Genomic DNA, 25,683 nt, shown 5'->3' with positions numbered 1-25,683 from the left:
TAAAAAAGAAGGGTATTACAGGAAAGTAATACCCTTCTTTTTTTATTCATCCAATATCTTCACCGGTTTCTTTTGATCATCCACCGCCACCATAGTAAAGACACCACTGATCGCTTTCTCACGCTTTACTTCATACATTTCTTCCACAAATACTTCTACCCGTACTTTTACACTGGAATTCCCGACTTCTTCTACATGGGCCGAAAATTCCGCAATGGTTCCACTATGAATGGGGTGTTTGAAATCTACCCGGTCGGAACTCACGGTAACCACCTTTTTGCGGCAAAAACGGGTAGCACAAATAAAGGCAACTTCGTCCATCACTTGCAGGGCTGTGCCCCCAAAAAGCGTATCGTAATGATTGGTCGTGTTCGGAAATACCGCCTTAAACACTTTGGTTTCTGATAGTTTGATTCTCTCTTGTAGGTCCATGCTGAATATAAGATCAAAGACTTTAAATATTATTCAGGCAAAAATAGACCTTGCCCGTGGCTTTTACTAGCCTTTCTCAAAAAGCCTTGTTTATAAACACCCCAATCTACTACCCCAAAACAGGTAAACCAGTAAAAGTGAGAACTTTTTTCCTTCTTGATTAGTCTTGGTTTTCAGGAACATTTTTAAGCTATTTTTATTTACACCTATACAGCAGAACCAAATTCAATCCTTTTTGAAATAGGGATAAAATGGCTTACAAATAAGTAGGCAAAGTGATAGTATTTTGATTTTTTTTTTAAATTTAATCAGGCCACACCTTTATTCCTCTTATCCATTAGCATATATAGCTCATAGGCCCGGTAAATTATGAAAAAGACATACAACATTTTATTCAAAATTTTACTATTTGTATTTACATTACAGTTGGTGCTCACCTCAATTACTTTTGCTCAAACGCAACGCTATTTTAAAACACTTCACTTTGAAAACCTTAATAAAAAACGCATCCACATCCCATTTGAATTAATCCACAATCTGATTATTATCCCTCTGAAAATCAACAATTCCGAAACCTTAAAATTTATTATGGACACAGGAGTGAGCTATACCCTCTTGACCGACCTGACGGGTACGGACGGAATTGCCTTGAATTACCTGCGAACCATCAAACTGTACGGACATGGCGAAGGAGATGCCGTAGAGGCGTATCATTCCGTGGGGAACACCATCAGAATGAACCAAATCATTGGCCGGAACCAAGACATCCTGATTCCCAAAGACAATATTTTTCATTTAGCCAAAACCTTAGGCGTACAGGTACACGGCTTGATCGGCTATGATCTGTTCAAAAGCTTTGTCGTTGAGATCAATTACCGCAAAAGAGAGTTGGTATTACATAACCCACAACGGTATCGTAAAAAAAGAAGATATGCCTCCATCCCTATCTTGATTGAAAACAAAAAGCCTTTTATTCGTGCCTCCCTACGCACTTCCAATGATAAAGAAGTGCCGGTCAAATTACTGGTCGATTCGGGGGCCAGTCATGCACTGTCTTTATTCCACGAATCCGACAGTAATATTAATGTCCCGGAAAAATCCTTCCGTACCTATATTGGGTTGGGACTCAACGGGGATATATTTGGCAACATTGGCAGATTACAGGGCTTTCAATTGGGAGCATATACTTTTAACCAACCCATTGTGGCATATCCTGACGAAAGCTCCATGAAAGCCAGCATGACAGAAAATCAGCGAAACGGAAGCCTGGGTGCGGAATTGCTCAAACGTTTTACGGTAATTTTTGACTATCCGGCCCGGCAAATGTACCTACGCCCCAATGCTGATTTCAAAAAACCCTTTAAATACAATATGAGTGGTATTGAAGTGACGACTCCGATTCCGGGCTTGCCAGCCTATGTCATTTCCAAGGTCCGGGATAATTCCCCGGCTTTGGAAGCCGGTTTACTGTCAGGGGATCAAATTATCAGTATCAACGGCATAACGGCCAGTAAATATTCCCTGAATGAAATTATCGAACTGTTTCAGAGTAAAGAAGGTAGAAAGATCCAATTGACGATCCAACGGGATACAATAAAACGGCAAGCTAAATTTACACTTCGGGACCCGATTTGATAAGGTAGAAGGCTTTAAGGAAAGAAGGGTGGAGTAAAATGACACCCTTGCATTGTTTCGTTTGGAATTCATACAGCCTCTGTTTGCTTCTAATCGTACATATTTCTGCCTTTTCAAACAAGATGTATCACGGTTTCCCCACTTCATATTTCCACAATGGAATTAATTTCACTTTCCTCTTCTTCTAATTGGCATAAGCCCTTGAAACTTCTATTTTCGCTTATATAAGTAATGTACATGAGTGAAACTTTTCGCTTATAAAAGAAGTCACATATTCAGATACCCATGGCTTACTATCCGGGTGATTTTTTTAACGAATGAAAAACAAAAACAAATGAATACCTTACTGGAAGAATTTAAAACTCCATTGGGAACAATCCCATTTGACCGACTTTCAAACAAAGATTATTTACCGGCTATTACATCGGCCATCGCCAATGCAAAAAAAACGGTGGATGAGATTGTCAACAATCCTGAAACGCCCAGTTTTGAAAATACCATCGTAGCATTGGAACGCAGCGATGAGCAGGTAAACCTCGTTTCAAATGTATTCTTCAATTTGAATTCGGCCGAAACCAATGAAGAGATGCAAGAAATTGCCAAAGAGATTTCACCTATGCTCTCCGAATACAGCAATGATATTTTGCTCAATGAAGTGCTCTTTCATCGCATCAAAACCGTATGGCAACAACGGGAACAATTCCAACTGGATACGGAAAGTTTTACTTTACTTGAAAAAACCTATAAAAGCTTTACCCGCAACGGTGCCAACCTCTCTGTCGAAGACAAAGCGCAACTGCGGGAAATTGATAAAGAAAAATCCAAACTTTCCTTGGAATTCGGTGAGCATGTATTGAAAGAGACCAATGAATACTTCTTGGAAATCACCGATGAAAAAGACTTGGAAGGCTTGCCCGAAGGCATTGTTGAAGCGGCTAAAATAGCGGCTCAGGAACGTAAAAAAGAAAATAGTTGGGTGTTTACCCTGGATGCTCCCAGCTATATTCCCTTTATGACTTACCTTAAAAATAGAAGCCTCCGGAAAGAACTGTTTAAAGTATTCGGCTCGCGGGCGGCCAAAGGGGATCAAAACGACAACCAGGCCATCGTCAAAAAAATCGTTCAATTGCGGCATCAACGAAGCCAATTGTTAGGCTATGCGACACACGCCCACTTTGTGTTGGAAGAGCGAATGGCCCAATCGCCTGAAAAAGTCGGGGAGTTTTTATCTCAATTGTTGGAATATGCCAAACCTGCGGCTCAAAAAGACCTGGAAGAAGTCAGCGCCTATGCTCAACAGCTTGATGGCTTGAATGAATTGCAACGGTGGGATTTTGCATACTATTCAGAAAAACTTAAAAAGGAAAAATACCAAATTGATGATGAAATTTTAAAACCTTACTTCCAACTTGAAAATGTGATCGAAGGGGTGTTTCAAGTAGCCTCCAAACTGTACGGATTGAAATTTAAAACCCGGGAAGATATTCCTGTTTACCATAAAGATGTAACGGCTTATGAAGTAAGTGACGACAATGGGAAGTATATAGGTGTCTTTTATGCCGATTTCTTTCCCCGGAAAGGCAAGCGAAACGGAGCCTGGATGACTCTATACAAAGGTCAGAAAAAAGTAAACGCTGAGGACAAACGACCGCATATCTCCATCGTTTGTAACTTTACCAAACCGACCGCCACCAAACCCTCGCTATTGACTTTCAACGAAGTTTTGACGCTTTTCCATGAATTTGGCCACGCCTTACACGGCTTATTGGCAGACGGTACATACGAAAGTTTAAGTGGAACAAATGTATACTGGGACTTTGTAGAACTTCCTTCTCAAGTATTGGAAAATTGGGTGTACGAAAAAGAATGCCTGGACTTATTTGCCCGGCATTATCAAACAGGAGAGAAAATACCGGAGACCTTGGTGGAGAGAATCAAAGAAAGCGCCACCTTTTTGGAAGGTTACCAAACCCTCCGTCAGTTAAGTTTTGGCATGCTGGATATGGCATATCATACACAAAACCCGGAAAATATTGAAAATGTCATTGACTTTGAGTTGGAGACTCTTAAAGAAACCGAGCTGTTTCCAAAGGTGGAAGGCAGCAATGTGAGTTGTGCCTTCTCCCATATTTTCCATGGTGGCTACTCTTCAGGGTATTATAGTTATAAATGGGCTGAAGTACTCGATGCCGATGCTTTTGAATACTTTACGGAGAAAGGGATCTTTAACCGCGAAGTGGCCGACAAATTTAAAAAGTATGTATTGTCAGCAGGAGGCCGGGAACACCCTATGGAACTTTATAAAAAATTCAGAGGGAAAGAGCCGTCTATTCAAGCCTTATTAAAACGCAGTGGATTGGTAAAAGCCTAAGTATCAATCGCTGTACAAAACAATAAGCCGGGCTCAAAGAGTCCGGCTTATTGTATCTCATAGAATCACCTTATAATTTATTCACTGGAAATAAATTATCTACTTATCTTGGCTTAGCCTTTCTAAAAGGATTTGACAATCGGTTTAAGTGATACAGTTTATGGTTTAATTGCAAAGCGTTGTTTTTAATCGTTTATCAAGAGTTTACGGCAAGAAAGTACTTTAGGGAGAAGCTCATTTACATATATTAACAAGATGATGTATCAAACGGCTTTACGTTGTGAAGTCCAAACATCTCTTCTTCTTGCCTCACGGTGGCAAGCACAATACTGGAAGATTTACTACCTTTGCCCTCACTATGGCAAAATACCAGGTAACATCAGCAGAATTTGTAATCAGTAATCAGGATTACAAGAAATGTCCAAAGCCTACCCTTCCGGAGTTTGCGTTTATTGGACGGTCCAATGTAGGAAAGTCTTCTTTGATCAATGCATTGACCCAAAGAACCAAGCTTGCCAAAATTTCCGGCAAGCCGGGAAAAACCCAGTTAATCAATCATTTTATCATCAATGATCAATGGTATTTGGTCGATTTGCCGGGATATGGATGGGCACAAGTCAGCAAAACTCAACGGGAAAAGTTTCAACAGCGCATTCTCGATTACATCGAAAACCGGGAAAGCCTTGTCTGTACCTTTGTTTTGGTGGACATCCGGCACGAACCTCAAAAAATCGATTTGGAATTTATGGAATGGATGGGAGTCAACGGTCTGCCTTTTATGGTGGTGTTTACCAAAGCCGATAAACTCACTCCCAATAAAATACAACAATCACTTTCTTCCTATAGGAAAACTGTCTTGAAGACCTGGGAAGAAATGCCGCCTTATGTCGTTACCTCTTCCCTGAAAAAAGACGGATTGGAAGACTTATGGGACAAAGTACAAGAGTTCAGTGCAACATTTAAAGGATAATATAAAAAACCCATGAACAGATTCATGGGTTTTTTATATTTTCAATCAACTTCTTTCCTCTTGATAAACCAAGCGAGCTACTTGCTCCTTTGTATTCATTTCATCAGCGGCCGATACTGGTGCTGGCCGCAATGATCAACTCCAGATCTTTAAAAGGCAACTTAAACTTATTTGCCAGTAATTTATTGGTGACTCCTCTGCGGTAGGTATAAATTCCGTGGGCAAACCAGGAGTTTTGGAAAATCATTTTATCAATTCCTCCCAATTCAATGATTTGGGAAAGAATCGGGGTAAAAATATTGCTGATGGCCGAGGTGGCCGTCCGGGAGACTCTGGACGCCATATTGGGCACACAGTAGTGAATCACGCCATGTTTCCGGTAAGTAGGTTGTACATGTGTAGTGCATTCCGAGGTATCGAAACACCCGCCTTGGTCAATGCTAACGTCTATGATTACGGAATCAGGTTTCATTTTAGCGACCATTTCCTCGGTCACCACACAAGGTGTTACCCCTTCTTCTGCCCGGATGGCTCCAATGGCCACATCGCAATCGGCCAAAGCTTCTTCCAAAGTCAGCATATCAATGGTAGAGGTATATAACTGATGTAAGCCCAGGCTTTCTTTTAAGCGCCTTAGTTTGTAAATATGATTATCAAACACCATCACTTCAGCCCCTAACCCAATGGCGGTTCGCACGGCAAATTCGGCCACGGTGCCGGCTCCCAGCACCACTACTTTGGTAGGAGGTACCCCGGTAATTCCTCCCATGATAATGCCCTTTCCCTCGTTCAAACTGCTGAGTTGCTCGGCCGCAATCAACATCACGGTACTGCCTGCTATTTCACTCATTGCCCTCACTACGGGCAAACCACCTACTTTGTCTTCAATAAGCTCAAAGGCCAAAGCAGTAATGTCTTTATCGAGCAACGCTTCAATATATTCTAAAGGAAGCGTATTCAACTGCAAAGCGGAAAATACCGTTTTGCCCTTTTTCATATAATTGATTTCTTTCAGGGTAGGAGGGGAAATTTTAAGGACAATATCTACCTCGAAGGCTTCTTTTGCCGAGTAAACTATTTTAGCCCCGGCTTCGCTAAATTCCCGGTCAGTATATTTGGCAGAGTTGCCGGCACCACTCTCCACCCGCACATCATAGCCATTGTTCACCAGAATCGCTACGGCTTCGGGCCTCAGCACCAAGCGCTTTTCGTAGCGCTCCAGCTCGTTGGGAATACCAATACTGATTGGGTTTTTATGCTTCCCTTGTTCCTTCTCTAAGGTTTCCTGTGGATGATACTGGTAAAATTCTTCAGCGACTTCGCTAAAGCTTCCCTTTTTTTTATTCCCCATACTGTGAAACTTTAATCAAACGATTAGAATTACTGTCCGGGATTACTTCAATTTGTAAGTGTTTAGCCGGCCATAAGCCTTCAATTTTGGAAGGCCACTCTACAAAACAATAATTTCCGGAATAAAAATATTCATCAATCCCGATATCCAATGCTTCCTCCTCTTCATCAATCCGGTAAAAATCAAAATGGTACAAAAGTTCCTGGTCCCTGGTCAAGTACTCATTAACCAAAGAAAAAGTAGGACTGCTCACGGTATCTTCTACTCCTTTCATTTGACAGATTGCTTTGATCAGGGTTGTTTTCCCTGCACCCATTGCTCCTTCAAATAACCATACCGGATAGGCCTTTCCAAAAGTAATAATTTCTTGTGCAACCTGCTGCAAATCAGCAAGTGACTCACTTCGCAATTCCAATTGTGCTACACTCGACATTTTCATAGTAAATTTACGAATTTCCTCCATAAGATCATCGTACTCTGCCCCAGATCTACCAAGCCATATCCAGATCTCTCGGGCGAAGGCCTGGAAAGTGGCAAAAATCAGAGGGATACAGTTCAAAGATACAAAGAAGCAAGAAAGCTTTCATGTTCTTTGGAAAGGATTCAAAAATGCTGATTCCTTTTCCTACACATAACTTCTTAGCTATCTCCTGCGTTGATTTTGACCTTCCTCCTCTTAAAGACTGTTTACTTAAATAAAGCGCCCGGAAATTTTTTCTGGAATTTCTCGGTAATTTATTATGCATGCATAACAAAAAAGTGTATATTTGTTATAGGTTAGTATGCATGCATAACATTTTTAATCAATAATCAACCTTTTCACCTCAACCTTCTAGTCCTATGGAAGCATCTGTAAATGAAAAGAAAGCCGTGAAAGGAGGCGAGTTTTTGATCAAAGAAACGCCTGCCGAACAAATTTTCATCCCTGAAGAGTTTGCGGAAGAGCAACTAATGATGGCTCAAGCATGCAAAGATTTTGTCGATACGGAAATCTTCTCTATAGCTGATCAAATTGACAGCATGAAAGACCCGGAATTAGTCCCGGGCATATTTAAAAAAGCCGGAGAACTTGGTTTGTTGGGTATTTCCGTACCCGAAGCCTATGGTGGCTTGGGTATGGATTTTAAAACCTCCCTGCTCATTGCCGACAAACTTGGCGGAGCAGGGTCTTTTTCCACCACTTACGGTGCACATACCGGTATTGGTACTTTACCCATCCTCTATTACGGTACAGAAGAGCAAAAACAGCAGTATTTACCGAAATTAGCGTCCGGAGAGTGGGCTGCCTGTTACTGCCTGACGGAACCGGATGCCGGCTCCGATGCCAACTCCGGAAAAACCAAAGCTACCCTGACGGAAGACGGAAAGCATTATTTGATCAACGGACAAAAAATGTGGATCTCCAATGCGGGCTTTGCCGATCTGTTCATTGTCTTCGCAAAAATTGATGACGATAAAAACCTCACGGCCTTTTTGGTAGAAAAAGGCTTCGGAGGCATCACCATGGGCGATGAAGAGAAAAAAATGGGAATCAAAGGCTCTTCCACCCGTCAGGTATTCTTCAACGATTGCAAAGTACCGGCAGAAAACATGCTCTCAGCGCGTGAAAACGGCTTTAAAATCGCAGTAAACATCCTGAATATTGGCCGGATCAAATTAGCCGCAGCCGTTATCGGAGGGGCTAAATACGTAGCAGAGTTGGCCACTCAGTATGCCAACGAGCGCAAGCAATTCGGTCAATCCATTTCCAACTTCGGAGCCATCAAATACAAATTAGCGGAAATGGCCATCCGTACCTATGCCACCGAATCGGGCTGTTACCGTGCCGGGCAGGACATCGAAGATAAAATCTCCGACCTGATTGCGGAAGGCTTACCCGAAAACGAAGCCAAACTCAAAGGCATCGAGCAGTTTGCCATTGAGTGCGCCATCATGAAAGTTCACGGTTCCGAAACGCTGGATTATGTGGTAGACGAAGGTGTACAAGTATACGGAGGAATGGGCTTCTCAGCCGATGCACCGATGGAAAGAGCTTACCGTGATTCAAGAATTTGCCGTATCTACGAAGGGACCAATGAGATCAACCGTATGTTGTTGGTCGGTATGTTGATCAAACGGGCGATGAAAGGTGAGCTCAACTTAATGGAACCGGCCATGGCCATAGCCAAAGAGTTGATGGAAGTGCCTTCTTTTGCTCCGGTAGACCACTCTGAGTTATTCAGTGAAGAAAAACAAACCCTGCATAACTTAAAGAAAGCCGTGTTGATGGTAGCAGGTAAGGCCGCTCAGACTTTTGGCATGAACCTCAACGATGAACAAGAGATCTTGATGGACATTGCCGATATGGTGATTGAAACCTATATCGCAGAATCCACCATCCTTCGTACAGAAAAACTGATTGATCAAAAAGGTGAAGACGCTTGCCAATTCCAAATCAATGCGGCAAAAGTATATTTATACGAGGCGGTAGATAAAATCAATCAAAAGGGTAAAGATGCCATTGCCAGCTTTGCCAAAGGGGATGAGCAAAAAGTGATGTTGATGGGATTGAAACGATTTACCAAAACCGGCCTGATTAACCCGAAAGCTTTAAGGAGAGAAATTGCCGACCATATGATCGAGCAAAACAGTTATCCTTTTTAAGATATAAAAAATTATTTGCTTTTATTAGTTAATTAATCCACACACATGAAAAGCCATTTCTGTTACGAAGTGGTTTTTTTTATTGAAGTGGTTTCAACGTATAGTTGTTGACCGAAGATGGAATCCAAATCGGCTTATCAAGGCACTTTTTGAAAAGAGTAGCCAAAGCTATTGTTGAAAAAAGGAACACAGAGGGGGCCTTTTTTCAACATTTTTCAGGAAAAAGAAAAAGGTTAATTCACTTCAATATATAAATTTCTACCATCAAAAAAGGCAGTCTCCCATAGACTACCTCTCTCCGTGGATTTGTTTACAAAACAGCATCTTATCTGGCCAAGATTAAAGCCACTCCCAAACCGATAGTTTGTGTATTGATTTCCCCTCCTGATTTGGTAATATCCGTCAGCCCTTTCTCATAGCGAAAATCAATGATAATATTGTCCACTTCCAAGCCAACCCCTGCCGTGAGCAAGAAGTTAGCACTTTTAAAATGATCCGTCACTTCTTCTCTTTCATTACTCACCTTTTCGGTTCCTTTCAACAAAAAATCCAAGCCCGGACCTCCGTATAAGTGCACCACAATGCCTCTATCTCCCAACGAGAGTTTTGCCAATAAAGGAATGTTGATGTATTGCAGGTTGGTTTTGACCGTAGCCACTTTACCCGGTTGGCTGAGCAATGTCCTTTGGTTTTTGGAGGCGATGGTTTTATAGTTAAACTCCGGTTGGATGGAAAACAGGTAACTGCGTTGGATATTTACAAACATCCCCAGGTTAAGCCCCAATTGATGCTCAGCCAGCTTTCCATCGATATCCAACTTACTGGCATTTATCCCTCCTTTCAACCCGAAAGTCACTTGTGCCATTCCCGAAAGGCACAATCCCCAACAAAAAAAACTTAATAGTACTAACTTTTTCTTTGACAAAGAATAATACATCTGCATGTTTGGTAGATTAGGTTTAGTCAATGATTACTTGGTAGGTATTGTAGCGTTCAAGCATTATCTATTCAATACACTCCTTGTTTTGTCAAAGAATCAGTACAAAGAATGTTCCGCTTGTGATCGAACAAAAAGACGATTGGCTACCGGACTGAAAAAATATCAGTGACCGATAGCCAATCGTATAAGCTCCTTAATACTTAGGCAAGGTTGGGTCTATTTCATCCGACCAGGCCAAAATCCCTCCTACCAGGTTGTACAGATTATCAAATCCGTGAGCCTGTTCCAATTGCAGGATGGCATTTTCACTTCTTTTTCCACTGCGGCAGTGTACTACAACCTTCTTATCTTTGGAAACTTTGTCTGCATTTTGCAATACTTCTCCCAACGGAATCAGTTCTCCTCCCAGATTTGCAAAATTGAATTCTTTTTGTTCCCGAACATCGATCAATTGGAAATCTTCCTGATTATCCATCATTTGCTTAAGCTCCTGAACTGTTATTTCCTTCATTTTTATAATTTTGTTTTTCAGCTTTAAGTATTAAAGCTCAAAAATACAAAGGGATTTTATTCCTTTCACAAAACTCTGTGAGTTAATTTATACCTTCCCCACAGAGCATTGACCATAAAAACTTCCAATAATGATGAAAATAGAAATTAACCGAGAAAGTGCTCCTGTTCATTTTGTTGCTTCAAACGAAGATGGCAATACGATTTCCATCGATGGCAGCGAAGCCATTGGAGGCGCTGGAAAAGGCATGCGCCCGATGCAAGTGGTATTGGGGGCCTTGGGTACGTGTAGTTGCTTTGATATTGTAGAAATTCTTAAAAAACAAAGACAAGATCTGCAAGATATAAAAATCACCGTCACAGCCGAACGGGCAGATGCGGTACCAGCTCCTTTTACAGCTATCCATCTACATTTCAGGCTTTGGGGTGAGCTGGACGAGAACAAAGTAAGCCGGGCCATTGACCTGGGCGTAAACAAATACTGTTCTGTGGGAGTGATATTGGAGAAATCTGCAAAAATCACCTACACATTTGAAATAAACCCTTAAAAAACATACTTTCGGGACTTAAGTAAAGGATAGAGGGTTGAGGGATAGAGGGTTAAAGGACTGAAAATTGATGTTTAATGCTACTCGTATGAAAAAATATAAAAACTTCGAAACGAACGCAGTCAGAATACAAACCGAACGCTCCGGCCACCGGGAACATACTGCACCTATTTATGCCACATCCAGCTTTGTCTTTGAAGATGCGGAGCAGGCGCGTGCTATGTTTGCCGATGAAATTTCCGGAAATATTTACACCCGGTTTTCCAACCCCAATAACGATGAGTTCATCGAAAAACTCTGTGCATTGGAAGGCACCGAAGACGGGATGGCGATGGCTTCAGGCATGGCCGCTATGTTTATCAGCATGGCTGCATTTGTCAAGTCGGGCGATCATATTGTAGCTTCCCGCTCCTTATTTGGCTCTACCCACCAAGTATTAACCCAAATACTGCCCCGGTGGGGAGTTAGTCATACCTATGTAGATATTCACGATTTGGAAGGATTTGAAAAAGCCATCCAACCCAACACCAAAATGCTCTTTGTAGAAACCCCTTCGAATCCGGGAATTGATTTGATCGATATCGAATATCTGGCAAAACTGGCCAATGCACATGACTTGATTTTGAACGTAGACAACTGTTTTGCCACTCCTTATTTGCAAAACCCGGCAGAACTCGGTGCACACCTTGTGACCCACTCGGCTACCAAATATATCGATGGGCAAGGCAGAACCATTGCCGGAGCGGTGTTAGGTACCAAAGAACTGATCAAAGAAGTGCGCTTTTTGGCCCGGCATACCGGTCCGGCACTCTCACCTTTCAACGGATGGATCTTGTCGAAAAGCTTGGAAACCTTGCCGGTTAGAATGGAAAAACACAGTGAAAATGCGTTAAAACTGGCGGAGTGGCTGGAAACCCAAGCGGATGTGTTACAGGTAAAATATCCTTTCTTGAAATCGCATCCCCAGTATGAACTTGCCAAAAAGCAAATGCGCCTGGGAGGTGGTATCATCACATTCGAGATCAAAGGTGGTATCGAACGCGGACGGAAATTCCTGGATGCTTTAGAGATGTTGTCTTTCACAGCAAACCTGGGTGATACCCGCTCCATCGCCACACACCCGGCCTCTACCACCCACTCCAAACTCGCCGAAGAAGAACGGCAAGCGGTGGGCATTACACCAGGGTTGGTACGTATTTCAACAGGCTTGGAACATATTGATGATATCATTGCCGATATTGAACAAGCTATTGCCCAATCGAAGAATTAAAAAAATACAGAATACATTCGATGACAAAAGCCCAAGTGATAAGTACTTGGGCTTTGTTGTATCTTCTTAGCATTTGTTGAATTAAATATTCTCTGGCAATTCCTTTCCAAGACATAAAAATCCGTTCTAATAAATCATTTTGTATTTGTAAAATCCTTGGAAATACAGTAGGCAAAAAACCAAAACTAACAAAGCTCTGTGGCACACCCCATTTTTTTATTTTAAAAATTAATAATAAAAGCAATTGTTTTTTAATGATTTTACAAAAATCAGATAATTTATTAATTATTCGATAAGGCTTTAGATTTTCTTTTGTAAAAGATATAATATTGCATAACTTTGTCAGCATCTAAAATAATGCTACAACACGCAGCTATCCATATCGCCCACACTCTCACTACTTCAGAGAGGATTTCAAGGATAAGGCCTTTCTTCAGGAGGCCGTAAGGCCTATATATACCCAAAATCGCCTCCGTGGCGATTATCTTACCGAACCTGTACATCTATACAATTATTTCTAAAAAGCCTGGCATAACAATATACAATGAGGTATTTGTTTGCACATTTTGTGGAGTATTTAGGCTTTGGGTTTAGTCCCAAAAGGTAAAATTTTCATCATCTTATTTTGGGGGAAGAAATGACTTATCATATTTCTGATTTTAAAGTCGTCATCGCTAACGAAAACCACCATCAATACGCATCGGAAATATGCCGGACGATGGAGGAATCGGCCAAACAACGGGGTACCGGAATTGCCAAACGCACAGAAGAATATGTCCGGTTAAAAATGGACGAAGGCAAGGCCATCATCGCCCTGCATGTGGAGACACAAATATTCGGAGGTTTTTGCTATATCGAAACCTGGGAACATGGCAAGTATGTGGCGAACTCCGGGTTGATCGTCAACCCGGAGTTCCGGGGCGCAGGCCTTGCCAAAGAAATTAAAAAGAAAGCGTTTGAACTTTCCCGGAAGAAATTTCCGGAGGCCAAACTTTTTGGCTTAACCACCAGTTTGGCCGTCATGAAAATCAACAGTGAGCTTGGTTACAAACCCGTCACATTTTCTGAGTTAAGTGCTGATGAAGCCTTCTGGAAAGGCTGTCAAAGCTGTGTGAACTATGATATTCTGAGCCGTACAGGCCGCAAACACTGTTTATGTACCGGCATGCTCTATGACCCACATGAGCCGAAAAAACCCAAAGCCCGGAAAAAGCGAAAATACCATTCCTGGAAAGCCTATGAGCGTTGGCTAAGGTTTAAACGATATGTCTTGCTAAAATTCGGAATCGTTACACCGGTTCCCGAACGTGAGAAAGTATTTGTATAATCTATGACCTTAAGCTGGGAAGCAGAGATTTTTTTAAAAATTTAATATAAGTAAAAACTCAGAATGAACCTCAGCTATTACAAGTAGCATGATAGTCAGAAAGTTGATTCTTAAATAAACAAGTACTAGAACTTAAAATAAAGATACAATGAAAAAGAAAGTAGTACTGGCGTTTAGCGGAGGGCTGGATACGTCTTTTTGTGTAAAATATTTATCAGAAGAAAAAAACTTGGAAGTACATACTGCCATTGTACAAACAGGTGGTTTTTCGGAAGAAGAGCTTCAACACATTGAACAACAAGCCATAAAACTAGGGTCTGCAAGTCATACTTGCTTGGATGTAACACAAAAATACTATGAGCAATGCCTGAAGTATTTGGTGTTTGGCAATGTGTTGCGTTACAATACGTATCCCTTGTCAGTAAGTGCGGAACGTGTATTTCAAGCCATGGCCATTGCGGATTATGCCAATCAAATCGGAGCACAAACCATCGCCCACGGAAGCACCGGTGCCGGTAATGACCAGATCCGTTTTGACATGGTTTTTCATATTATGGTTCCTAATATTGAAATTATCACCCCCATCCGGGATGAAAAACTATCCCGCGAAGATGAAATCGAATATTTGAAGAAAAAAGGGATCGAACAAAGCTGGGAAAAAGCCAAATATTCAATCAATAAAGGCATCTGGGGAACTTCCGTTGGGGGAGTAGAAACGCTTACCTCCGAAGCACCGCTTCCCGAAGAGGCCTACCCTACCCAACAAAGCAAAGACAGTTCTGAAAAAATCACCCTTACTTTTACGGAAGGAGAACTTACCGGAATCAACGGTCAACCCTATGCTCCGGTAGAAGCCATTCAACAATTGGAAAAAATAGCCGCTCCTTATGGCATCGGACGCGATATTCATGTAGGAGATACCATCATTGGCATCAAAGGGCGGGTAGGTTTTGAAGCGGCGGCTCCCATGGTCATTATCAAAGCGCATCACACACTGGAAAAACACACCCTCACCAAATGGCAGCTGTACTGGAAAGATCAATTAGCCAACTGGTATGGCATGTTGGTTCATGAAGGACAAATGCTTGATCCGGTAATGCGCAATGTGGAAACCTTCTTGGCCGACACCCAAAAAACCGTGACCGGAGAAGTAGACGTAGAACTGGCCCCTTACCGCTTTCAGGTATTAGGTATCCGCTCGCCACACGATTTGATGTCCTCTTCTTTCGGTGCTTACGGAGAAATGAACAATGCCTGGACCGGAGAAGATGCCCGGGGTTTTGCTAAAATTTTGTCTAACCAAACTATGATTTTTTCAAAAGTCAATAAACAAAATGACTAATATAAAAGCAGGAATCATCGGAGGAGCCGGGTTTACCGGTGGGGAAACGCTGCGGATTTTACTTCACCACCCGCAGGTGGAAATAAAATTTGTCCATAGCCGGAGTAATGCCGGAAACAAACTATATGCCGTACATGCAGACTTGTTAGGAGAAACTGAATTGACCTTTACCGAGCACTTACACTATGAAGAGGTAGACGTTGTCATTCTTTGCTTGGGCCATGGCGAATCGCGGGTATTCCTACAGAACAACCCAGTGCCCGAGCCTGTCAAAATCATTGATTTAAGCCATGATTTCCGCTTGGCCGAAAATGCAGGAAATTTTGTTTACGGCTTGCCCGAGTTACAACGCAAGCGGATTAAGGAAGCCAAGGCTATCGCTAACCCAGGTTGCTTTGCTACCTGTATTCAATTAGGCTTACTCCCCTTGGCCAAAGCAGGACAACTGCAGGAGGAAATCCATATCAGTGCCATTACCGGCTCTACCGGAGCAGGTCAAAAACTCCAAAAAACGACCGGGTTCACCTGGCGAAACAATAATATTTCCACGTACAAGGCTTTCACCCACCAACATTTGCACGAAATCAAACAAAGTTTGGCCAGTTTGCAAGGTGAATTTCAACAGGAAATCAACTTTATCCCTTACCGGGGAAATTTTACCAGGGGTATTTTAGCTTCCATTTACTTGAACTGTCCTTTATCTGAAGAAGAGGTTGTCCATCTGTATCAAGAGTATTACCAAGAGCATCCTTTTACACATGTAAGCAGCCAGCCTGTGGATTTGAAACAGGTGGTAAATACCAACAAATGTTTTATCCATGTTCAAAAACAAGGAAATAAGGTATTGATCACCAGTGCAATAGACAACTTAGCCAAAGGTGCTTCAGGACAGGCAATTCAAAACATGAATTTACTCTTCGGACTGGAAGAAACTGCCGGACTGTTGTGGAAACCCGCTGCTTTTTAAGCGCTACAGTGTGTAAGCAGCGCTGAAGATTTTGGCATACTTGCTTCTCTGAAACAAAACATGGGGGAGGTATTATTTCTTCTCCCATGTAGCCATACAACAATCGGCTTTTTTCACATCTCTACTTTCCGGAGAGAGTATTTCATCGTAAATCAATCTATAATTCTATTCTTAAAACCGACTCCAATGAAACTCTTTGATGTATATCCGCTATTCGATATAGAACCGGTGAAAGGGGAAGATGTATATATATGGGATAACACCGGGCAAAAATATTTAGATCTGTACGGAGGGCATGCGGTCATTTCCATCGGGCACTCGCACCCCCACTACATTGAACGCATCACCGAACAGGTAAAAAAAATAGGTTTTTATTCCAATAGTATTCAAAATCCTTTGCAACAGGAGTTGGCCACCAAACTAGGACAACTTTCGGGTTATGATGCCTTCCGGTTATTTCTATGTAACAGTGGAGCGGAAGCAAACGAGAATGCGTTAAAACTAGCTTCCTTTCACACCAAGCGCTCTACGGTCCTCACCTTCAAAAAAGGATTTCACGGCCGTACCTCTGCCGCTGTAGCTGTTACGGACAACCCGAAAATACAGGCTCCTTTGAACCGACATCACTCAGTGTTGACCTTGGAAATGAACGACATCGAAGCCTTAAATTCCGCTTTTGAAAAAGAGGCCATTGCAGCAGTAATTGTAGAGGGGATTCAGGGAATAGCAGGGGTATATGAACCTGAAACGGAGTTTTTGCAAACGCTACGGGCTTTATGTGATAAATACGAAACGGTACTCATCCTGGATGAAATCCAATCGGGATACGGACGCAGCGGGAAATTCTTTGCCCATCAATACAGTGGTATCGAGCCGGATCTTATAACCACAGCCAAAGGTATGGGCAATGGCTTTCCGGTAGGAGGCGTATTGATCCACCCTAAATTTGAAGCATCCTTTGGATTGTTGGGTACTACCTTTGGTGGAAACCATCTTGCATGTGCCGCTTCTTTGGCCGTATTGGAAGTGATGGAACAAGAGAATCTGGTTGAAAATGCAGCCAATGTAGGAGAATATTTATTAAAACAGCTCAATACCGTTCCCGGTATTCAAGAGGTACGGGGAAAAGGGCTGATCATCGGTATTGAGTTGGCTGAAGCGGCAGCCACTCTCCGGAAAAAACTCTTATTTGAACACAAAATTTTTACGGGTTCTTCCTCAGAGCCCAACACCATGCGTGTACTTCCTTCTTTGACATTGAAACAAGCTCAGGCAGATATTTTTGTCGAAGCTTTGAAAAAAGAACTGCTCGGTTAATACTGCCAGCCACCGGATGAGTAGCAAAACAAGTTCTTCTCAATACTCCTCCGGTGGCAAATGTATCGTTGCAAACAAAGCATTAAATCTGAAATTAGAATTTGCAAACCTCTTAGTAAAAGGCCCACAAACAACTTATCATCATAACAAAATTCGTATTATGAAAAACTTCACCTCAGTACAAGATGTACAGGATATAAATGCTTTGGCATTGGAAGGGTTAAGCCTGAAGCAATCGCCCTTTTCTAACAAAGCCATCGGAGAGAATAAAACACTGGGATTGATTTTTTTTAACCCGAGTCTTAGAACCCGTCTAAGCTCACAAAAAGCGGCACAAAACCTGGGGATGGAGCTTTTTGTCATGAATATTGACAAAGAAGGCTGGAGAATCGAAACGGAAATGGGAGTACTCATGGATGGTGACAAAGCAGAGCATATCAAAGAGGCTGCCGGAGTAATCAGCCAGTATTGTGATGTGTTGGGCATCCGGTCTTTTCCAGGTCTTACCGACAGAAATGCAGACTATTCCGACCATATTTTACAAAGCTTTTTAGATTTTGCCTCTGTCCCCATTGTGAGTTTGGAGTCCGCCACCCGGCATCCCTTGCAATCTTTGGCAGATCTGATGACCATCAAAGAGCATCAAACCAACGCCAAACCCAAAGTAGTATTGACTTGGGCCCCTCATCCCAGAGCGCTGCCACAAGCCGTACCGAATTCTTTTGCGGAATGGATGAACCAAGCAGATGTAGATTTGGTCATTACACACCCGGAAGGCTATGAACTGGATGAGCAATTTGTGGGCAACGCCACTGTCAGTTATCAGCAAGACGAAGCACTGCAAGGAGCCGATTTTGTATATGCCAAAAACTGGTCGTCTTTTCAGCAATATGGAAAAATCCTTTCAACAGATTCCAACTGGACCATCACCCGGGAAAAAATGGCATTGACAAACCAAGGAAAGTTTATGCATTGCTTGCCCGTAAGACGGAACATGATTGTATCCGATGCCGTAATCGACAGCCCGGCTTCACTGGTATTGGAACAGGCAAACAACCGGACTTTCGCAATGCAGGCTGTTCTCAAATCAATTTTAGAAAGCAATTAAACACAAGGCAGACCATCCAACGGACTGACTTGTAATCTGAACGGAAACAAAGATGGAAAAAATACATATTATTAAAATAGGGGGAAATATTATTGACAACCCCGAAAGGTTAAACACTTTTTTAAAAGATTTTGCAGTCATTCCGGGAAAAAAGGTTTTGGTGCATGGCGGTGGAAAAATTGCATCGGACTTAAGTCTTACATTAGGCATCTCGCCAAAACTGATCGATGGGAGACGGGTAACGGATGCCGATTCTTTAAAAGTGGTGACGATGGTATACGGTGGACTGATTAATAAAAATGTAGTAGCCCAACTTCAAGCTCACCAATGCAATGCCATCGGGCTGACAGGAGCAGACGGTAATATCATCCAGGCGCATAAAAGAGTGCATCCGCAAATAGATTATGGGTTTGTAGGAGATATAGACAAAGTAGATGGAGAAAAGCTGGATGTTTTTCTCAAAGGTGGTTTTGTTCCTGTATTTGCGGCTCTTACCCACGACCAACAAGGTACCATGCTCAATACGAATGCAGATACGATTGCCGCTCAGTTGGCCATTGCCCTATCCGGTTTTTACCAAACAGAGTTGGTTTACTGCTTTGAGAAAAAAGGAGTATTGAAAAGTATAGATAATGAGAACAGTGTGATCCGTCAATTGGATGAAACGGCTTATCAGCATTTAAAACAAGAAGGAGTAATCGCTGCCGGAATGATTCCGAAACTGGACAATGCCTTCGAGACACTCCACAAAGGAGTTCATTCGGTAATCATTGGGAAAGCGGAAGATTTGCTACACTCGATTACGGAAAACGATGTATTGGGAACACTCTTACAAGGCCCTGTCAAACAATGATCAAGCACTGGGAATTAAAAACAGTTCATCAAATTAGAAGAAAACAGGGAGCTGTAAGGAAAGAGGTAGGAAAGTAAGTAGACAACAGATGCTTACCTTATTTCAACCCCTCTCCCCCTTTATCCTTAATAGACACCTACATTATGGGAATTGAAACGCTTATCCGGGAAGCTACGGAATTGTTAAAGAAATTAATTGCTACCTCCTCATTGAGCCGGGAAGAAAACCTTACCGCAGAGCTTATCAACATATTTTTAAAAAAACATGGAGTAGCAGAAACACATACTTTGCAAAATAATGTATGGGCATTTAATCAATATTTTAATTCTGAAAAACCTACCATACTGCTCAACTCTCATCACGATACGGTAAAGCCCAATAAAGATTGGACAAAAGATCCTTTCACACCTGAAGTGGAAGAAGGTAAATTGTTTGGGTTAGGAAGCAATGATGCGGGAGGAGCATTGGTATCTTTGATCGCGACATTTCTTTATTATTATCCTCAACCGGATTTAAAATACAACCTGGTACTGGCAGCTACTGCCGAAGAGGAAATCTCCGGACAGAATGGCATTGCCAAGGTACTTCCGGAATTGCCCGAACTTGCCTTTGCCATTGTGGGGGAGCCTACGGAAATGCAATTGGCTATAGCCGAAAAAGGGCTGATGGTATTGGATTGTACTGCTTTTGGGAAATCCGGACACGCTGCCCGCAACCAAGGGGTAAATGCTATCAGTAAAGCCCTTCCTTGTATAGAATGGTTTCACAGTTTTCAATATCCCAAAGTTTCCGAGATCTTCGGTCCTATTAAAATGTCAGTAACCGTTATCCAAGCGGGTACACAACACAATGTCATTCCTGATCGCTGTCAGTTTACGGTAGATGTACGTACTACAGATGCTTATTCCAACCGAGAAACTTTAGCGATCATTCAAGAACATTTGGACTGTGAAGTAAAAGCCCGTTCTACCCGTTTGAATCCGAGCTATATTGATCCGGAACATCCTATTGTAGTGGCTGGAAAAACTTTAGGCCGCACAACGTTTGGTTCTCCTACCCTCTCCGACCAGGCACTGATTCCCTACCCATCGCTAAAAATCGGCCCGGGGAAATCGGAAAGATCCCATACTGCCAATGAGTTTATTTTTTTAAAAGAGCTGGAAGAAGGGATCGACTTGTATATACAGCTATTAGGAAAGGTGCTTTAAGAAAGGAATGGAGGATTGAAGGATTGAGAGTAAAAACTTTTCCTGATGGTATACCTTTTCTTAATGGAAGAAAAAAAGCCTCAAAGTCAATTGACTTTGAGGCTTTTACTTTTAGGTGTGTAATGGATCACACTTTGATCTCTACATCGACACCGCTAGGTAATTCCAGCTTCATCAATGCATCCACGGTTTTCGTAGAAGAAGAGTAGATGTCCACCAATCTTTTGTAAGTACAAAGTTGGAATTGCTCTCTTGACTTCTTATTTACGTGAGGTGATCTCAACACCGTAAATTTTTCTTTTACAGTAGGTAATGGAATCGGGCCGCTTACCACAGCGCCTGTTGCCTTTACAGCTTTTACGATCTTCTCAGATGATTTATCAACCAAATTGTGATCGTAGGATCTTAATTTTATTCTAATTTTTTGATTCATAATTAAAAATCTATTAGCCGTCTGCCAATAACTTATTTAGCGGTAACACCTTTTATTTCATTGATCACTGAATCAGCGATATTTTTAGGAACCTCAGCATAGTGAGAGAATGTCAACGTAGCTGAAGCTCTACCGGAAGTAATCGTACGTAAATCCGTTACGTAACCGAACAACTCAGACAAAGGCACATCTGCTTTGATAACTACAGCACCACCTTTTACGTCTTGTCCTTTCGGCAAACCTCTTCGTTTGTTCAAATCACCGATTACACTACCAGTATATTCATCCGGGCTGGTTACTTCCACAGCCATGATTGGCTCCAACAACACCGGTTTCGCTTTTGCCGCGGCCGTTTTGAATCCAATGCGAGCTGCTAATTCGAAAGAAAGCGAATCAGAGTCAACATCGTGGAAAGATCCGAAGAACAATCTTACTTTCATCCCATCAATAGAGAATCCGGCAAGTACACCATTCTTCATAGCTTCCTCGAAACCTTTCTTCACTGCAGGGATAAATTCTCTTGGAATTGCCCCACCTTTGATTTCGTCAACGAACTCTAACCCTGGCTTGTCATCATCAGCAGGCATCAACTCAAACTGGATATCGGCAAATTTACCTTTACCACCCGTTTGTTTTTTGTATACTTCTCTATGTTCTACAGAAGCAGTGATCGCTTCTTTGTAAGCTACTTGAGGAGCACCTTGGTTGATCTCCACCTTAAATTCTCTTTTAAGACGGTCGATGATGATTTCCAAGTGAAGCTCACCCATTCCTTTCAATACGGTTTGACCGGTTTCTTGGTCAGTACGTACCGTCAAGGTAGGATCTTCCTCTACTAATTTAGATAAAGCATTAGAGAGTTTATCCACATCGGCTTGTTTCTTTGGCTCGATAGCGTAACCAATTACCGGCTCAGGGAAGGTCATTTCTTCCAAGATAACCGGATGGCCTTCAGCAACCAAGGTATCACCGGTTTTGATATCTTTGAATCCAACACCGGCACAGATATCTCCGGCTTCTACTTCGCTAATTGCATTTTGCTTGTTAGCATGCATTTGTAGAAGGCGAGAGATACGCTCTTTTTTCCCGGTACGCATATTGGTGATATAAGAACCGGCCTCCAATTTACCGGAGTAAGCTCTCATAAAACACAATCTACCCACGTAAGGATCCGTAGCGATTTTAAAGGCCAAGGCAGAAAACGGCTCGTCTACATCGGGCTTTCTCACGATTTCTTCTTCTGTATCAGGGTGTTTACCTTGTACAGGAGGAAGATCCAAAGGAGAAGGCAAGTAGGCGGCAACCGCATCCAATAAGGCTTGTACCCCTTTATTTTTAAAAGCAGAACCGCACATTACAGGAGACATTGACAAGTCAATAACCGCCTTACGGATAGCCGCTTTCATTTCTTCTTCAGTGATAGAATCGGGATCCTCATCGTACTTCATGAACAATTCTTCGTCATAAAGAGCTACGTTCTCCACCAATTCTTGTCTCCACTTTTCTACCTCTTCTTTCATATCCTCCGGAATATCGATGATCTCATAGGTCATCCCTTGGTCTTCATCGTTCCAGATAATACCCTTATTGGTAATCAAGTCAACTACTCCTTTGAAGTTTTCTTCCGCTCCAATCGGCACTTGCAAAGGCACAGGGTTTGCGCCTAATTTCTCCTTGATTTCGTTTACCGCATTGGTAAAGTCAGCACCTGCTCTATCCATTTTGTTCACAAAACAGATACGAGGCACGTGATATTTATCTGCTTGTCTCCAAACAGTTTCAGATTGAGGTTCTACCCCAGAAACAGCACAGAAAAGCGCAACTGCACCATCCAATACCCTTAGAGACCGCTCCACCTCCACAGTAAAGTCCACGTGACCGGGAGTATCGATAATATTTACACGGTAATCTTTGGTGTCTGGAATTGCTTGACCTTGCACGGTAGGATACTTCCAAGAGGTCGTAGTAGCCGCAGAAGTAATGGTGATACCACGCTCTTGCTCTTGCTCCATCCAGTCCATAGTAGCCGCACCATCGTGCACCTCACCAATTTTATGACTGATACCTGTGTAATACAAGATACGCTCAGTCGTTGTCGTCTTCCCGGCATCGATGTGAGCCATGATACCGATATTCCGTTGGTATGTTAAGTCTCTTTTAGCCACTTTTATTAAAATCTAAAATGTGAAAATGCTTTATTTGCTTCTGCCATTCTATGTGTGTCGTCTTTCTTCTTCACTGCGGATCCTTCTCCTTTTGAAGCGGCAATGATTTCTCCGGCCAAACGCTCTACCATGGTTCTTTCGTTACGTCCGCGAGCATATTTGATCAACCATTTGATGCCTAAAGATTCTTTTCTGGCGGGACGTACTTCGGTAGGTACTTGAAAGGTAGCTCCTCCTACTCTTCGGCTTTTCACCTCTACTGCCGGCATCACATTTCCTAAGGCTTTTTTCCAAATCTCCAATCCGTTCACTTTCTCCTCACCTTTCCCTAAACGCTCTTCTACCAAGTCCAAAGCGTCATAGAAAATGCTATAGGCTATGCTTTTCTTGCCTTCCAACATCAAGTTGTTGACAAACTTGGTTACCAACACATCACTGAACTTCGGATCAGGAAGCACATATCTCTTTTTAGGTTTTGCTTTTCTCATGACAGATTAAATTATTAAAGTAATCATAACTGCGCTCGATTACCTTCTTTTTTTATTTAGGTCTTTTTGTTCCGTATTTAGATCTTCTTTGTTGTCTGCCTTCTACACCGGCAGTATCCAAAGCCCCACGGATAATGTGGTATCTCACACCCGGTAAATCTTTTACCCGGCCACCACGGATCAATACAATTGAGTGTTCTTGTAGGTTATGACCTTCTCCGGGGATATAAGCGTTCACTTCTTTCCCGTTGGTCAATCGAACCCTGGCCACTTTTCTCATCGCCGAATTCGGCTTTTTAGGAGTTGTGGTATACACTCTTGTACATACGCCTCTTCTCTGAGGGCATGAGTCCAATGCAGGTGATTTGGACTTTGATACAATCTTATTTCTACTTTTTCTTACTAATTGCTGAATAGTAGGCATTTATCCAAAAATTTAAAACTCTACTGTAAAATGAGTTGCAAAAGTAGCTAATTAGCTCTTTTTTACAAAATTAGCTATGAATTTATTTTTCAATCTCCTTTATTTTTATTTGGAAAAATCATTATATGAGTTTTTCCAGGCTGGATCCTTGGTTTCTAAGGTAAAAATCTGCAATCACCAAAGCGGCCATTGCTTCTACTATAGGCACTGCCCGGGGCACTACACAGGGGTCATGACGGCCTTTTCCTTGTACAAGAGCTTCGTTCCCTTCCGCATCAATACTTTGCTGGTCTTTCATAATGGTGGCGACAGGTTTAAAAGCCACTCGAAAGTAAATATCTTCCCCATTGGAAATCCCTCCTTGAATCCCTCCGGAATAATTGGTTTTGGTCTTGACCTGGTCGTCTTCCGAATAAAACTGATCGTTGTGCTCGGACCCTAACATTTCCACGCCCTCAAATCCGCTTCCGTATTCAAAACCTTTTACCGCATTGATGCTCAGCATCGCTTTTCCCAGCTCAGCATGTAACTTATCGAATACCGGTTCTCCTAAGCCCACCGGGACTCCTTCAATCACCGCACTGACAACTCCACCGATGGTATCCCTGTTTTTACGTGTCTGATCAATCAACTCTATCATTTGTTCGGCCATTGCCGGATCCGGACACCGAACAATGGTATCATCAATCGTAGAAAGATCCAACTGCTGATAGGGAGTGCTCAATTTCATCGCCCCAACTTGCGAAACATACGCGTGCACGTTGATGCCCAATTGCTTCAGGAACTGTTTGGCTATTGCCCCGGCAGCCACTCTTGCGGCCGTTTCACGGGCCGAACTTCGACCGCCTCCCCGGTAATCCCGGACTCCGTATTTTTCTTGGAAGGTATAATCCGCATGGGAGGGCCGGAATACATCCTTGATATGCGAATAGTCTTTACTCCGTTGGTCGGTGTTAAAAATAACCATCCCGATCGGAGTTCCGGTGGTGACTCCTTCAAATACCCCTGAGAGAAATTCCACCTGATCCTCTTCTTTACGTTGCGTTGTAATCTTGGACTGACCGGGTTTTCTCCGGGCCAATTCTGTTTGTACCGCTGCTTCGTCTAATTTCAAACCGGCCGGACAACCGTCCACAATGACGCCTAACGCCTTTCCATGTGATTCACCAAATGTGGTGACTCTGAATAATTTCCCGTAACTGTTCATTAAGATTTATTATTCTCTCTTGCAGATATTGAACTACAGCAAAGTTAAAAATTTATTAGAGAGATTATAAGATTTTATTACAATAAGCATAAAAGTGGAAGAGAAGCGGAGGGGCTATCCTTCAAGGTAAGGCAATAGAAGTCTGTGATTGCCTGAAGGCTTTACTAATAAAAT

24 protein-coding genes are annotated in these 25,683 nt (G+C 42.4%); 13 read left to right on the top strand and 11 right to left on the bottom strand.

Annotated features, from left to right (window positions below; genetic code table 11):
* Positions 1–42: 42 nt before the first annotated feature.
* Complete coding sequence (locus AAG747_RS02695; protein WP_346819581.1) at positions 43–432, bottom strand: acyl-CoA thioesterase; 390 nt, start codon at positions 430–432, stop codon at positions 43–45.
* A 369-nt stretch (positions 433–801) separates the two neighbouring features.
* Between AAG747_RS02695 and AAG747_RS02690 the strand changes: the two genes are divergently transcribed.
* The 3 genes from AAG747_RS02690 (at position 802) to yihA (ending at position 5,408) form a co-directional block, all read left to right on the top strand.
* Positions 802–2,067, top strand: a complete 1,266-nt coding sequence (locus AAG747_RS02690) for an aspartyl protease family protein (RefSeq protein ID WP_346819580.1) — start codon at positions 802–804, stop codon at positions 2,065–2,067.
* 334 nt (positions 2,068–2,401) lie between these two features.
* Positions 2,402–4,438, top strand: a complete 2,037-nt coding sequence (locus AAG747_RS02685) for a M3 family metallopeptidase (protein WP_346819579.1) — start codon at positions 2,402–2,404, stop codon at positions 4,436–4,438.
* Positions 4,439–4,796: 358 nt separating this feature from the next.
* On the top strand, positions 4,797–5,408 hold the full coding sequence (gene yihA / locus AAG747_RS02680) for a ribosome biogenesis GTP-binding protein YihA/YsxC (protein WP_346819739.1): 612 nt from the start codon (positions 4,797–4,799) through the stop codon (positions 5,406–5,408).
* Positions 5,409–5,511: 103 nt separating this feature from the next.
* On the opposite strand, the gene AAG747_RS02675 is transcribed toward yihA, so the two are convergent.
* Positions 5,512–6,759, bottom strand: coding sequence for an alanine dehydrogenase (locus AAG747_RS02675; RefSeq protein WP_346819578.1), 1,248 nt, complete (start codon positions 6,757–6,759; stop codon positions 5,512–5,514).
* Positions 6,749–7,192 carry a tRNA (adenosine(37)-N6)-threonylcarbamoyltransferase complex ATPase subunit type 1 TsaE gene (tsaE, locus tag AAG747_RS02670; RefSeq protein ID WP_346819577.1) on the bottom strand — a complete coding sequence of 148 codons (444 nt, stop codon included), beginning with the start codon at positions 7,190–7,192 and terminating at the stop codon, positions 6,749–6,751. The genes AAG747_RS02675 and tsaE overlap by 11 nt, the downstream gene beginning before the upstream one ends.
* 407 nt (positions 7,193–7,599) lie before the next feature.
* Between tsaE and AAG747_RS02665 the strand changes: the two genes are divergently transcribed.
* A complete protein-coding gene (locus AAG747_RS02665) occupies positions 7,600–9,402 on the top strand; it encodes an acyl-CoA dehydrogenase family protein (RefSeq protein WP_346819576.1) in 1,803 nt (600 codons plus the stop codon).
* Between the two features lie 325 nt (positions 9,403–9,727).
* On the opposite strand, the gene AAG747_RS02660 is transcribed toward AAG747_RS02665, so the two are convergent.
* Both AAG747_RS02660 and AAG747_RS02655 read right to left on the bottom strand, forming a co-directional pair.
* Entirely contained in the window at positions 9,728–10,345 is a 618-nt protein-coding gene (locus AAG747_RS02660; RefSeq protein WP_346819575.1) for a porin family protein, read from the bottom strand.
* A gap of 190 nt (positions 10,346–10,535) precedes the next feature.
* A complete protein-coding gene (locus tag AAG747_RS02655; protein WP_346819574.1) occupies positions 10,536–10,853 on the bottom strand; it encodes a rhodanese-like domain-containing protein in 318 nt (105 codons plus the stop codon).
* Between the two features lie 130 nt (positions 10,854–10,983).
* On the opposite strand from AAG747_RS02655, the gene AAG747_RS02650 reads away from it, so the two are divergent.
* Positions 10,984–11,400 carry an OsmC family protein gene (locus AAG747_RS02650; protein WP_346819573.1) on the top strand — a complete coding sequence of 139 codons (417 nt, stop codon included), beginning with the start codon at positions 10,984–10,986 and terminating at the stop codon, positions 11,398–11,400.
* An 88-nt stretch (positions 11,401–11,488) separates the two neighbouring features.
* Positions 11,489–12,670, top strand: a complete 1,182-nt coding sequence (locus tag AAG747_RS02645) for a trans-sulfuration enzyme family protein (RefSeq protein WP_346819572.1) — start codon at positions 11,489–11,491, stop codon at positions 12,668–12,670.
* On the opposite strand, the gene AAG747_RS02640 is transcribed toward AAG747_RS02645, so the two are convergent.
* Positions 12,648–13,019, bottom strand: coding sequence for a hypothetical protein (locus AAG747_RS02640; RefSeq protein ID WP_346819571.1), 372 nt, complete (start codon positions 13,017–13,019; stop codon positions 12,648–12,650). The genes AAG747_RS02645 and AAG747_RS02640 overlap by 23 nt on opposite strands.
* A 288-nt stretch (positions 13,020–13,307) precedes the next feature.
* Between AAG747_RS02640 and AAG747_RS02635 the strand changes: the two genes are divergently transcribed.
* From AAG747_RS02635 to AAG747_RS02605, 7 genes are all read left to right on the top strand, one after another.
* Positions 13,308–13,997 carry a GNAT family N-acetyltransferase gene (locus AAG747_RS02635; RefSeq protein ID WP_346819570.1) on the top strand — a complete coding sequence of 230 codons (690 nt, stop codon included), beginning with the start codon at positions 13,308–13,310 and terminating at the stop codon, positions 13,995–13,997.
* Between the two features lie 148 nt (positions 13,998–14,145).
* A complete protein-coding gene (gene argG, locus AAG747_RS02630; RefSeq protein WP_346819569.1) occupies positions 14,146–15,339 on the top strand; it encodes an argininosuccinate synthase in 1,194 nt (397 codons plus the stop codon).
* Positions 15,332–16,306, top strand: a complete 975-nt coding sequence (gene argC, locus AAG747_RS02625; RefSeq protein ID WP_346819568.1) for an N-acetyl-gamma-glutamyl-phosphate reductase — start codon at positions 15,332–15,334, stop codon at positions 16,304–16,306. The genes argG and argC overlap by 8 nt, the downstream gene beginning before the upstream one ends.
* Positions 16,307–16,492: 186 nt before the next feature.
* Positions 16,493–17,623, top strand: a complete 1,131-nt coding sequence (locus tag AAG747_RS02620; RefSeq protein WP_346819567.1) for an aspartate aminotransferase family protein — start codon at positions 16,493–16,495, stop codon at positions 17,621–17,623.
* 160 nt (positions 17,624–17,783) lie between these two features.
* Positions 17,784–18,731 carry an N-acetylornithine carbamoyltransferase gene (locus AAG747_RS02615; protein ID WP_346819566.1) on the top strand — a complete coding sequence of 316 codons (948 nt, stop codon included), beginning with the start codon at positions 17,784–17,786 and terminating at the stop codon, positions 18,729–18,731.
* Positions 18,732–18,783: 52 nt separating this feature from the next.
* Positions 18,784–19,584, top strand: coding sequence for an acetylglutamate kinase (argB, locus tag AAG747_RS02610; protein ID WP_346819565.1), 801 nt, complete (start codon positions 18,784–18,786; stop codon positions 19,582–19,584).
* Positions 19,585–19,727: 143 nt separating this feature from the next.
* The gene (locus AAG747_RS02605) at positions 19,728–20,792 is read left to right on the top strand and encodes a M20 family metallo-hydrolase (protein ID WP_346819564.1); all 1,065 of its coding nucleotides are present in this window, start codon (positions 19,728–19,730) and stop codon (positions 20,790–20,792) included.
* Positions 20,793–20,919: 127 nt separating this feature from the next.
* Here AAG747_RS02605 and rpsJ read toward each other — a convergent pair whose 3' ends face one another.
* From rpsJ to aroC, 5 genes are all read right to left on the bottom strand, one after another.
* A complete protein-coding gene (gene rpsJ / locus AAG747_RS02600) occupies positions 20,920–21,225 on the bottom strand; it encodes a 30S ribosomal protein S10 (protein WP_346819563.1) in 306 nt (101 codons plus the stop codon).
* Between the two features lie 32 nt (positions 21,226–21,257).
* A complete protein-coding gene (gene fusA, locus AAG747_RS02595; protein WP_346819562.1) occupies positions 21,258–23,390 on the bottom strand; it encodes an elongation factor G in 2,133 nt (710 codons plus the stop codon).
* Positions 23,391–23,395: 5 nt separating this feature from the next.
* Positions 23,396–23,878, bottom strand: a complete 483-nt coding sequence (rpsG, locus tag AAG747_RS02590) for a 30S ribosomal protein S7 (RefSeq protein ID WP_346819561.1) — start codon at positions 23,876–23,878, stop codon at positions 23,396–23,398.
* Between the two features lie 52 nt (positions 23,879–23,930).
* Entirely contained in the window at positions 23,931–24,302 is a 372-nt protein-coding gene (rpsL, locus tag AAG747_RS02585) for a 30S ribosomal protein S12 (protein WP_346819560.1), read from the bottom strand.
* Between the two features lie 121 nt (positions 24,303–24,423).
* A complete protein-coding gene (aroC, locus tag AAG747_RS02580; protein WP_346819559.1) occupies positions 24,424–25,509 on the bottom strand; it encodes a chorismate synthase in 1,086 nt (361 codons plus the stop codon).
* Between the last annotated feature and the right edge of the window lie 174 nt (positions 25,510–25,683).

This window comes from Rapidithrix thailandica (assembly GCF_039710355.1).
GTDB lineage: Bacteria > Bacteroidota > Bacteroidia > Cytophagales > Flammeovirgaceae > Rapidithrix > Rapidithrix thailandica.
Note: the sequence above shows the minus strand (reverse complement) of the source record. Positions and strands in the feature narration are given on the sequence as shown.